General features: G+C 60.8%; 9 protein-coding genes. 1 reads left to right on the top strand and 8 read right to left on the bottom strand.

Annotation, left to right across the window (positions count from 1 at the left end; all coding sequences use genetic code 11):
- Positions 1 to 205: 205 nt before the first annotated feature.
- From K6T64_RS15190 to K6T64_RS15155, 8 genes are all read right to left on the bottom strand, one after another.
- The gene (locus K6T64_RS15190) at positions 206 to 1,765 is read right to left on the bottom strand and encodes a hydantoinase/oxoprolinase family protein (protein ID WP_288010911.1); all 1,560 of its coding nucleotides are present in this window, start codon (positions 1,763 to 1,765) and stop codon (positions 206 to 208) included.
- Between the two features lie 24 nt (positions 1,766 to 1,789).
- Entirely contained in the window at positions 1,790 to 2,881 is a 1,092-nt protein-coding gene (locus K6T64_RS15185) for an S-methyl thiohydantoin desulfurase family protein (RefSeq protein WP_288010910.1), read from the bottom strand.
- Between the two features lie 15 nt (positions 2,882 to 2,896).
- Positions 2,897 to 4,252 carry a cytosine permease gene (locus K6T64_RS15180; RefSeq protein ID WP_288010909.1) on the bottom strand — a complete coding sequence of 452 codons (1,356 nt, stop codon included), beginning with the start codon at positions 4,250 to 4,252 and terminating at the stop codon, positions 2,897 to 2,899.
- A complete protein-coding gene (locus K6T64_RS15175; RefSeq protein ID WP_288010908.1) occupies positions 4,237 to 4,860 on the bottom strand; it encodes a TetR/AcrR family transcriptional regulator in 624 nt (207 codons plus the stop codon). The genes K6T64_RS15180 and K6T64_RS15175 overlap by 16 nt, the downstream gene beginning before the upstream one ends.
- A 359-nt stretch (positions 4,861 to 5,219) precedes the next feature.
- Positions 5,220 to 6,110 carry a proline iminopeptidase-family hydrolase gene (locus K6T64_RS15170; RefSeq protein WP_100667919.1) on the bottom strand — a complete coding sequence of 297 codons (891 nt, stop codon included), beginning with the start codon at positions 6,108 to 6,110 and terminating at the stop codon, positions 5,220 to 5,222.
- Positions 6,111 to 6,182: 72 nt separating this feature from the next.
- Positions 6,183 to 7,094 (bottom strand): acetamidase/formamidase family protein, encoded by a 912-nt coding sequence (locus K6T64_RS15165; RefSeq protein WP_288010907.1) that lies wholly within the window; start codon positions 7,092 to 7,094, stop codon positions 6,183 to 6,185.
- 115 nt (positions 7,095 to 7,209) lie between these two features.
- Positions 7,210 to 8,580, bottom strand: coding sequence for an APC family permease (locus K6T64_RS15160; protein ID WP_170085744.1), 1,371 nt, complete (start codon positions 8,578 to 8,580; stop codon positions 7,210 to 7,212).
- A 70-nt stretch (positions 8,581 to 8,650) separates the two neighbouring features.
- The gene (locus tag K6T64_RS15155) at positions 8,651 to 10,054 is read right to left on the bottom strand and encodes a glutamine synthetase family protein (RefSeq protein WP_288010906.1); all 1,404 of its coding nucleotides are present in this window, start codon (positions 10,052 to 10,054) and stop codon (positions 8,651 to 8,653) included.
- A 313-nt stretch (positions 10,055 to 10,367) separates the two neighbouring features.
- Between K6T64_RS15155 and K6T64_RS15150 the strand changes: the two genes are divergently transcribed.
- Positions 10,368 to 11,339, top strand: coding sequence for a sigma-54 interaction domain-containing protein (locus K6T64_RS15150; RefSeq protein WP_288010905.1), 972 nt, complete (start codon positions 10,368 to 10,370; stop codon positions 11,337 to 11,339).
- The last annotated feature ends 81 nt before the right edge of the window (positions 11,340 to 11,420 follow it).

Here is an 11,420-nt window from a genome sequence, read left to right as displayed (position 1 = left end):
TTGGTGAACCGCCGGATGCGGACCCGCATGTCCGGTGGTGTGAGAGGACGGGGGCTAGCCGCCCCCTCCTACTCGATACCTCGATCGCCGGAGTTGTTGGGGCAGGTCCGCGGGGCCAGGAGGCGATAAAAGGCCACCCCTGGCAAAGGGCGGCCCCTACTGCGCCAAGCGCGGTGCAACGACGGTCATGTATACCCGTTACTTTTTATCCGACCAAATCCCCCGCTGCCTTCACCTTGATCCGTGTCGCGTTGCCGGGCAGATATGCCAAGGGCACATCTTCGATATCCACCACATGGCAAGTCTCCGGAGAGGCCCCGGCCTCCACGGCCACTGCCACAGCCCGGCGCTTGGCATCCTCCACGGCGGCGGTGCGCGCCGTCTTCTCCAGGGAGTACACCCGCTCGATTTCCCCGCTTACCTGGGCAATGGCCGCCCCGATGGCGTTGGCGACGTTAAAATGCGCCGGACGTATGATCTGGGAGGCGCCCGCTAGCACGTCGGGGAACAGGGCGCTGCCACCGCCCGTCAGGACCACCGGAACGGCGTCGCCGCTCACCTTGACCCGGTCCACGGCCTCTTCGATCCTCGCTATAATGTCTCGGTAGATGGCCATGAGTAACTCCTTGTCAAGACTTGCCGTCCGAGTCGAATCGCCGATGGCCACTTTCCCCAACCCCACGGCGACGTCGGTGAAGGTCAACGCGTCCCCTCCGAATACCAGCGCCTTTTCCGTCAGTCGGTATCCGACGCTCTCCGGCCCCACGCTAAATCCGCCACCTGGCTTCAAGTGGATCACTGTGCCTCCCCCGATCCCCACCGACACCAGATCAGGCATGCGAAAGTTCGTCCGCACGCCGCCGATCTCCACCGCCACCGCCGATTCCCGGGGGAAGCCGTTTGCGATGACGCCGATATCGGTGGTGGTGCCTCCCACATCCACCACGACAGCATTTTCCAGCCCGGTCAAATACGAAGCTCCCCGCAGACTGTTCGTCGGCCCGCAGGCGATCATGCGAATCGGGTACTGCATCGCGTACTCCGCGCCCATCAACGTCCCGTCATTTTGACCAAAAAATGTAAGGGCGTTCACCCCTTGACCGGCCAAGGCCGCCTCAAATCCCTGAACGGTCCGGCGGGCCACTCCGGTGAGGGCAGCGTTAAGAATCGTCGCGTTCTCCCGTTCGATCAGTCCGATGCTGCCGATTCGATGCGACAGGGAAACGGGAAAATCCGCCCCCAGCACGTCCCGACAAATCGCCGCCGCCCGTTCTTCGTGATCCGGGGAGACCGGGGCGAACACCGACGTCACCGCCGCGGCGTCCACGCGATTTTTCACGGACTGGGCAAAAGCCCGGATGGCCTCGGTGTCTAGAGGGGCGATCTCCCGACCGTCGAATTCATGTCCGCCCCGGACGATCTCTACATAATGGATCATCGCCTGTTTCAGATCCTCGGGAATCCCGGCCAGCGGTTCTACGGCCAGGGTGGCCGGAGCCCCGATCCGCAGCACCGCGATTCTGGACAGGCGTTGCCGTTCAACGATGGCGTTGGTGCACTGGGTGGTCCCGAGCATGGCGTGCCGGATCTGGCGGCGGTCAATTCGGGCGCTCGCCAACACCCGGCTGAGCGCCGTCTCAATCCCCGTGGCCACATCCTCCGTGGTCGCTGTTTTGACTTGGGCAATCACCCGATCCTGTTCATCGAGAATCACGGCGTCGGTGTTGGTTCCCCCGACGTCGATCCCAATTCGATAGCCGACCAATGGCATTTCCTCCTTCGTTGCACATCATTGCGCGGCTGCGGCCACGCGATGTTCCACAGGAACATAATCGACGTCATAGCCAAAATAACGCGGTCCAGCCACCTCAATGCCCTTCGGGGTTCGCCATTTTGGAGGGGCTGGAAAGGCGAGGATGTCCACCCGCATGCCGTATTTCAGCCGGTCGCTGGTGATTGGCGTACCGACGTCGGCGTCCAGGGCGACAATCAGATCTGGGGTCGAGGCCAGAATCCGGTCGCCGCTAGCCGCCAGCAGGTATTCATTTTGAAAATACAGGGAGAGTGATTCCCCCGTTTTCCCCGTCAGTGCCTCCAAAATCGCCTCCCCCTTCGTGAAACCGCCCTCCAGCCGGCGGGTGACATCGCTGATTTTGCCGGTAAATAGCCGAAATCCGTGCAAGGTGTCGAGCAGATCCTGGACAGGCGACCGGTTTTCGCGCCGGGCCTCCAGGATGAGCCGGCCCACTTCCTCGGCTAGGGACAAGGTGCCGAGAATGCCGCTGGTGAGCACTTGGCCGGCGGTCAAGGCGTAATCGCTCATGGCCGCCGAGGCCCCCATCTGAACCGTCAAACTCCGGGCCAGCCGCTCGGACCAGACGGCGTCCACCGGGTGAAACAGCACGGTGTTTCCTTTCTCATCGGCCATGGTCACGGGGTTAGGCACCAGGCCGTCGAGGTAAAAACTTACCATTTGGGCTTCGGGAAAGGCCCGGCCCATGGCGTCTGCGTCCACCACCGGAAGACTCTTCTCCGCCGCCACAGCGATGGGGATCAACGAGTTCACCCCACCGATTTCGATGGGCATCACGGCTGCCGCTCGCTTGCCCAGGTGGGCTTCCATCAATTCAAGAATCTTGACCATCTCCCGGCCGGATGGGATTTTTTCCCAAAGAACCGTCGGGGCGCCGATCATCGAAATTGGCACCACGAGCTCGTCCGGGGACAACTCATCGGCGGCCACCAGAGCCACCGGGCCATATCGCCTCACCGCTTGTAGAGCCATCATCTTGCCGATGTACGGGTCTCCGCCTCCCCCGGTCCCGAGCAAAGTGGCGCCTAGAGTGATGCGTTCAATAGCTTGTTCGTCGATGTATCTCACGAAGGTTCACCTCTTTCAGAGCTGTTGCGGGTTGGGATTCTGGCCCTGCTGGGCATCGTCGGCCTGATTCGGAGTCTCCTCCGGATGCGATGCCCGCCGGCGCTCGGGGAGACCGACCAGCACCTGGACGATGGCGGCCGCCAAAAACCCGTCCAGGGCCGGTACCGTGGTCAGGGAAAACCAGCCAAACCCATCCGGGACCGGCGTTGTCGCGAAGGCCAGTAAAGAACCCACCGCCCAACTGAGGGCGGAACGTCCGATCCATCGGTGGGGGATGTCCGCCCGAAACTGGAGTTGCTCGGCGTCGACGAAAAAATATTCGCCGACGTAGACGCCGCCGATAGGGGCGATGAGCGTGGTGATAATGGACAGGAATGTGATGAAGTGGTCGAAGATGCCAAAATACGCCATTCCCGTGGCCAAGATCCCGGCCACCATGGCGATGAGCCGTTTGGGCACCTTGGTGAACACCACAGAAAAGCCCAAACTGGAAGAATACAGGTTGTTGGTGTTCGTGGTCCACTGGGCGAGGGTGAGGACGATGATCGCCGGAATCCCCAGCCCGAGGCCGATAAAGATTTGAGTGAGATTTTCCGTGTTGGTGAGCTTGGACAAAATGATGGCGACCACCAGCATAAAGCTGTTCCCGATGAGAAATCCCACAAAGGCCGCCAGGATGGCTTCTTTTTTGGTTCGGGCCCACCGGGCGATGTCCGGCGCGATCACCGCCCCCACGACAAAAATCCCGATGACCAAGGAGACGGCCATCCCAAAAGAGAGGGGTTGGATGGCCGGGTGATGCAGGGCGGCCCATCCGTAGCGGACGCCGGCCAGACCGATTGCGAGAAAGATCAGGATCACCAGGAGGGGTACGGCGACTACGCTCAATTTTTCAATAGACCGATACCCGTAGATTGCTGAGGTCATCATCAGGAGACCGCCGATGACCGCCAACCACTGGACGTTCCAATTGAGCCCGAACACGCTGTGGGTGACGGCGTGGGCGTTCTCGGCGAAAAAGCCGGCCTGGACGCCGAACCAGCCGAGCAGGGACACGCCGAGGATCAGGGAAATGAGTTTGGCGCCGCATTCGCCAAAGATCTGACGGGTGAGAAGAGCGGTGGACAGGCCCGTGGCCGCCCCGACGTAGGCACTGGCCGCGCTCATGGCGGCGAGGATGAGGGAGCCGACAAAAACGGCGGCGAGGGCGTGGCCGAAGCTCAGACCGTTGCCGATCTGTACCCCGAGCAGAACCGAGGACAGGTCGATGCCGATGGCGATCCAGACGGCGCTCAGGCGATACCACGCCTGTCTTTCTTCCTTAGGGACGGGTTGGCGTTCGTAGTCGTTGCTGTTCACAAGTTCTTGCACTGGGAGTCACTCCTGTCATCTGTACGAGAATTCTTGAGCCCATCCCAAAAAATCTTCCAAATCATGCATAGGCGCTCGTCCAGTTCTTCTTTGGGATAGTAAAACATTTCGAGAAAGATACCGTCCATGAGGCAGAACCAGGCGGCCAGGACAGCCTGCCTGTTTCCTTTGGCCACGATTCCCTCGTCGATGAGCCGTTGGAGAATTCCATCCACCAGAGCGGACAGCAGCCGGTCGTAATGGCGGAACGTCTCGTCCATCTCGGCTTTGAGGTGGTGGGGGGGCACCAGGTAGGCTTGTTTATAAAATTGCGTGAGTTCCGTTTCCTGGTCGTGGAAGTCGACGAGACCCCGTAGGATTGAGAAGAGCTGCTCTTCCGGGGGCGCATCTTTTTTCGCTTCCACGGCGCGTTTCAGGAACAGGTAATGCGACTCGAGAACATGGCGGAACGCCGCCAGATACAGGGCATCTTTATTTTTGTAAAACGCGTAGATCGACGGTGTTCTGATCCCGCACGTCCCGGCGATTGCCGACAGCGGGGTCGATCCATAGCCTCCTTCGCCAAAATGGCGGCACGCCGCCTTCAGCAGTTCCTCTCTGGTCGACAATCCGACACTCCTCCTATATAGCCTAATTAACATTAGTTAGCCTTCATTGTAGCGTTGTCGCCGGGAATTTGCAATGTGAAAAATGAAAATGGTCCGCGGGCCCAAGGAAGCGAAGACAATCATGAACTTTCTTGACAATCATTACGAGGAAGTTTGCGACGCGATTCGTGACTATTGGCAACACTCATCCGTTCAGACTTAACGAATACAGGTTAGGGGCCGGCGGCCCAGAGGCCACCCGCCCCTTCCCCGCACACTCCCTTTCCCACCGTGTCCCCAGGGTGAGCGCGCGGCCGCCCCGGGGTGGGGGTGCGGCCGCCACGAGGGTGCAGCTGTACCGCCTCTCCCTCCGGCGCACCTCACACCTCCGCCCCGGCCTCCACACTCCGGATAAAGCCGAGCAAGGCGCCAAAATACGCCTGGCTGTCGTCCCACATGCACATGTGGCTGCCGTTCGGGCAGACCGCCACCCGGGAGCGGGGGATTCGCCGCCCCATCTCCTCGATGTCCTCCACCGCCATGGTGTCATATTGCCCCACCAAAAGCAGGGTCGGCATCGGCAGCCGGTGAAGATCATCCCACCGATCCCAGTCCTTGAAATTCCCGGTGACCACAAACTCGTTGGGACCCTGCATCACGTTGTACACCTGGTTGTTCGCGTGGGCAAAAGCCCGCAACACCGGCTCCGGCCAAGGGTCGAGCCGGCACAGGTGCTTGCGGTAAAGGTGGTTCATGAGGATCTCCTGGTACTCCGGGGCGTCATACTGGCCCGCCGCCTCATAGCGCTTCATCACATCCACCAGCTCTCGGGGCAGTTGATCGCGCAATCGGTTCACGCTGCGCACGTACGATTCCACCGAGGCGGTCATGTTGGAGATAATCAGCCCTTTCACCGCATCGGGGTAGTGAAGGGCGTACTCGATGGCAAGCATTCCGCCCCAGGACTGCCCGCACAGGTAGAAGGGACCCAGGCCGAGGAAACGCCGGACCTCCTCCACCTCTTCCCGGAAACGATCCACCGTCCAGAGCGATGGATCATCCGGTTGATCGGAAAAATACGATCCCAGCTGGTCGTAAAAATAGAGCTCGATTCCGTTTGGCGGCAGGTGTTCGGCAAAGATCTCCAGATACTCGTGATTGAATCCCGGGCCGCCGTGAAGGAGAAGCAATTTGACGGGACTCTCCCCGAGCCGCCGGGTCCACACGTGGTACCCGCCGGAAATGGGCACGATGCGCGATGCGTCGGCCACGTCGACACACCTCCTGATCAAATGAGGATGGGGGCGGCCCTGTGTGGTGAACTCCCGCCCCCTGGGAGTTCCCTACAGATTCCCAAAGGAAATCCCCATCTCCTCCAGCCAAGCCCGGTCGAACTCCATCCGGGCAGTCTTCAGCGGATCCACCACCTGGCAGATGCGCAACTCCCCCTTGGCGCTGAGCAAAAAGATCGCTTCGGCCCCGGAGATCCCGGTCTGCCCGGACATCCAGTGGGCCATGCGCTTGGTGGCCATGACTGCCGCCTCGTCCAGGGTCGCGGCCGAGGCGATGGTCATCACCCGCTCGGCGTCCACCACCATCGGAGTCGGCCAGGTGAGCCCTTTCAGCACATGGAGTTTCACCGTCACCTTCCCGGCGATCTCCACCCCGCACACCGCCACCTCGCCGTCCCCCATGGAGGCGTGCAGGTCCCCCAAGGCGAAAAGCGCCCCAGGCACGTTGACCGGAAGCAGTAGAATGGCCCCTTCGGTGATACGCTTACAATCCATATTCCCGCCGTGATCCCCAGGCGTCCCGCAGGGAATCGGCGAATCTCCCGAGGGCGCCGTCCCGATCACGCCAATCATCGGGTTGGTGGGCACCTCTCGCCCGAAAAGGTTCACCCGGCCTCCCGACACCTGGATCATCCGGATGTGATTGTCAGCCAATTCGTCCCCGAGAACCCCGAGTCCCGGGCCTGTCGTCATCACCCCCCGGGGGGCGAGTTCCATTTTTTCAATGTGAACGGCGAGAATGTCCCCGGGTTCTGCCTCCTCGATGTAGATCGGCCCGGTGGCCGGGTTGATCCGTTCCCAGTCCAACCCGCCAAAATCCTGGGACTCCGAGCGGATTTGGTTCTCAAAGCAGTCGGCGGTCTCGATCACCACCCGATCTCCACTGCGCACCCGAAGAGCCGGGCGATTCCCGGCGGACATGGCATAGATCAAATGACTGCTTGACAGCTGATGAGTGGCCATAGGTCATCCTCCATTGTTATCCTGTATTGGTATTCGGCACCCAGGAGCCGCCCTGCCCCAGGGGCCCCGGCTTGCCTGCCCGGGCCCGGACACCGGGCGGGGATTCACGCGGCTGTCACACCGATTCGATGTCTTTGGGTTTCACCCGCAATCCCCGGGTGGTGATGAGTAGCACGATCACCCCGAGGATGAACCAACTGCCCCCGAGATAAAACGTCAAGGCATCGAAGTTGAGCCACACATAAAGGAGCACCAGGATCCCCAACAGGGGCATGAGGAAATGCGCCCCCCATCGCCCGGTCCGCCTTTTGCCGAGAAAATAAATCATCACCGTGAGGTTCAAGGCGATAAAGGTGGTCAGTGCACCAAAATTCACCAAACGGCTCAGGTTGTCGATGCTGAGGAAAGCGGTGACGATGATCGAGAGGACCGCCACCACCAGGGTGGACACAATGGGTGTTTTGTACCGCGGGTGGACGGTGGAGAGGACGGCCGGGAGCATGCGGTCCCGCCCCATGCTATAGAGCAGCCGGGAGATCGCCGCCTGGGCCGCCAAGGCGTTGGCGATGCCCCAGGCAATCACCGTGACCACCAGGGTGAGCAATTTTAACCAGGTGCCTCCCACCCGTTCCGCCACAAAATAGAAAGCGACGTTGGGATCCGGGAATTGCGTGTAATCGGGGTACGCCACCGCGGCCAAATAAGTCAACACCATGAACAGGGCCGCCACCACGATCAGCGCCGCCACCGTGGCCTTGCCCATCGTCGACCGGCCACCCCGGGTTTCTTCCGCCAGGGTGCTGATCCCGTCAAACCCCAAGAAGCTCAACACCGCAATCGACGTGGCGGAGCCCACCATCGCCCAGCTGAACTCATGCGGGTTGAACACCGGGGTAAAGGTAAAATGCGTGCCTGCTGTCCCCGAGGCCACGTAAATCAGTGCGGCGATACAAAAGGCCAAAAACGTCAGCAGTTCGATCACCAAAATGACCCAGTTGGCCCGGTTGGTCATTTGGATTCCCCGGATGTTAATGATGGTGTTGATGACGACGAACACCACCACCCAACCCCAGGTCGGCACGCCGGGCACCAGTTCGTTCAGCCACGACGCAGAAACCAGGTACAGCAGGCCCGGGATGAGAATGTAGTCCAGCATGATCATCCAGCCGGCGAGAAAACCGATAAACGGGTTCCATCCCCGCTGAACATAGGCGTAAGCCGACCCGGCGATGGGGAAGGCCTCGGACATGCGAAAATAGCTGAATGCTGTAAAAATCATCCCCACCAAGCCGATCAAATACGCCAACACCACCATGCCGTGGGCCGTTTGGACCACCTGGCCGTAGATCCCCATGGGGGCGATGGGCACCATGAAAATAAGCCCATACACAAGTAAATCCCAAAAACTGAGGCTGCGTTTCAACTCTTGCTTGTAGCCAAACTGTTCGACGGAAAGGGACGACTCGTGATCGTCGCGTTTATCCAATGCCCTTCATCTCCTTGACATCGTGTGGCCGCCACCTGGCGGAGTGAACTCTTGCGCGCGCAGTTTCGCGCTAAAATATATCTTCGTACTCCATCCATTCCCAGTCTGTCACATGGCGGAGAAAGCGTTCCACCTCCGCCCGGCGCAGCCGTAGGAACTGTTCTTTGAAAGACCGCCCGAACACCTCTTCGGTCCAGGGATCCTCTTCAAAGGCATCCAGAGCCTCAGATAGCGATCGTGGAAGCACAGGAGCTGCCATTTCGGACACGTCCCGATCCGCCACCGGGTCTCCCGGATCGATCCGGCGCTCAATCCCGTCCAGTCCGGCTGCCAGGGCGGCGGCCAGAGCCAGGTAGGGATCGGTGTCTGCTCCGGGGAGGCGGTTTTCAATTCGGGTCGCTTCTCCCCGGGCCGGCGGCACCCGGATCATCGTCTCCCGGTGGTCATATCCCCAGGTGATCCAATGCGGGGCGAAGGCCCCGGGCTGTAGGCGCTTGTATCCGTTTATCGTGGGGTTCATCAGCGCGCTGACGGTTCTAGCATGAGCCAACTGCCCGCCAATAAACCATCGGCAGAGTTGCGATAACCCATCTCGGGCCTTGGGATCGGCGAAGGCATTGGCACCGTCAGCCCCGTAGAGCCCGTGGTGCAGATGTGCACCACTTCCGCTGAATCCGCTGAGGGGCTTGCTCATAAAGGTCGCCTTGAGACCGTGTTGCGCCAACACCTCCCGGATCGTGGTCCGGTAGTAAAAGGCCATGTCGGCGATCTCGAGGTTCCAATACGAGGCGTAGGAGATTTCGAACTGTCCTGGACCGTACTCGGTGTTTGCCACCTCCGGCCGGGCCCCCATCGCCTCGAGGGTTTGGATGAGATGGATCAAGAGGGGTTCCAGGGCCGCCTGTTTGATCTCAGAAAAACATTGCAGCCCGGTCCAGGCGGGATGCCCCGGCGGGTGAAGGGACGAGGGACCGGGGGAGATGGAGTCAGGCGGTATGGGGGCTTGCCCGCGGGAATCCCCGTCTCGTGCAAAAGCGTAGAACTCGAATTCAAAAGACCCCTTCACCTGGAATCCCGCTGCCCGTACCCGCTCCAGAACCCGGCGCAGGACGTGGCGGGGAGCATAGTCCACCGGCTGTCCCTTGGACTCGAAGGGATCGGCGATAACCCGGGCAACGCCCGGAGCGTAGGGGAGAACGGAGAAGGTGCTGAGATCGGGCTGCAGGTGCCAGCTGGGGTACCCGCTGCGTGGGCCGGGCCCCGCCCCCGGAACGATGCGAGCCGAGGAATCGAAGGCGAACAATGCGGAGGGAAAAGACAGCCCGTCGGTCGCCATTCGTTCCAGAAACCGCCCCGATGGAACCTCTCTGCACCGGCTCATGTGCCCGAGATCCTGGACGCAGACCCGGACCAACTGAATTTGGTGGGCTTGGATGATTTGCTGAACTTCTTGATGCCAGTCCGATGGTGTCACCTCATTCCTCCGTTCGGGCGGGCGGGAATAATCCGCCGCCGGGATTTGACAAACGTTAACTCGCAAAAATCGTGCCAAATTGACGGCTCTTCCGGATGACGGTCCGAACTGGCCGGAAAGGCCGGAATTCTGGGACCTGGGGTCTCGGGGTCCGGGGAGGGCGACGCTGTGGGTTCCTCAAGTGGTCCAAAACTGTACCAAAGTGGTATATAATTGATCATGATGATGTCAAGGGGATCGACCGGGGAAGGAGACTTTGCTGCCGGGAGCCCTTGGCAGGAACCTCGGACATGAGCAAGGATGGGATGTGGCGATGGAGGCGGCGGGACCGGCGGTCTGCGGCGAGGGATTTCGCAAAGTGTTGGAAGAGGCCCGGCGGGTTGCCCAGTACCCATCGACCGTATTGATCGAAGGGGAAACGGGAGTGGGCAAAGAGGTGGTGGCGGATTTCATTCACCGGAACAGTCCCCGGGCCAAGATGCCGTTTACGAAGGTGAATTGCGCCTCGATCCCGGAGACCCTGTTGGAGTCGGAGTTGTTTGGATACGAACGGGGGGCGTTTACCGGAGCCAAACGGGAGGGGAGCCCCGGACTTTTTGAATTGACCGACAAAGGGACCCTGCTCCTCGATGAAATCGCCGAGTTGTCTCCCTTGCTCCAGGCGAAATTGTTGCGGGTTTTGCAGGACCGGGTGATCCGCCGGGTGGGGGGTAGCTGGACGCGAAGCTTAGACGTCCGGGTGATCGCTTCCACCAACCAACCCCTGCGTGATTTGGTGCGCCAAGGCCGGTTTCGGGCGGACTTGTTTTACCGGCTTCACGTGGTGCGAATCGCCGTCCCTCCCTTGCGGGAGCGCAAAGACGAGATCCCCGGGCTGCTCGCGTATTATATGGACCATTTTAACCGCGAGTTCGGCCAGTCCAAGCAGATGAGCCCGGGGCTCGTCCAGCAACTGTCTCAATACGACTACCCAGGGAATGTCCGGGAGCTGCGCAACATCGTCGAATCGTTGTACGTGCGAAGTCCTGGACGCCTCATCGATGGAGGGCCGGTGTTGGCGGAGATTCTGGGCTCCTGGGTGGGGGACAATTCCGGAGCACCTGTTTTTATGAGTCCCGGTGGTGTCCCGACCCTGGCGGAAACGGTGGCAGGAGCGGAGCGCCGGGCCATCGAGCGGGCGCTGCGCCATACCTCCAGCGTGCGGGCGGCTGCCGCCGTGCTCGGGGTGAGTCACACGACCCTGCTCCGCAAGATGCGCCGCTTGGGCATCACGGATGCCAGGTGAAACTCCGAATGAAGAGTCTCGAAGGCCTATAAATGGGCGGTTTCCACCCGGGCGAAAAATTGTTCCACCACCATGGCCGAC

This window comes from Kyrpidia sp. (assembly GCF_023512215.1).
GTDB classification, from domain to species: domain Bacteria; phylum Bacillota; class Bacilli; order Kyrpidiales; family Kyrpidiaceae; genus Kyrpidia; species Kyrpidia spormannii.
Note: the sequence above shows the minus strand (reverse complement) of the source record. Positions and strands in the feature narration are given on the sequence as shown.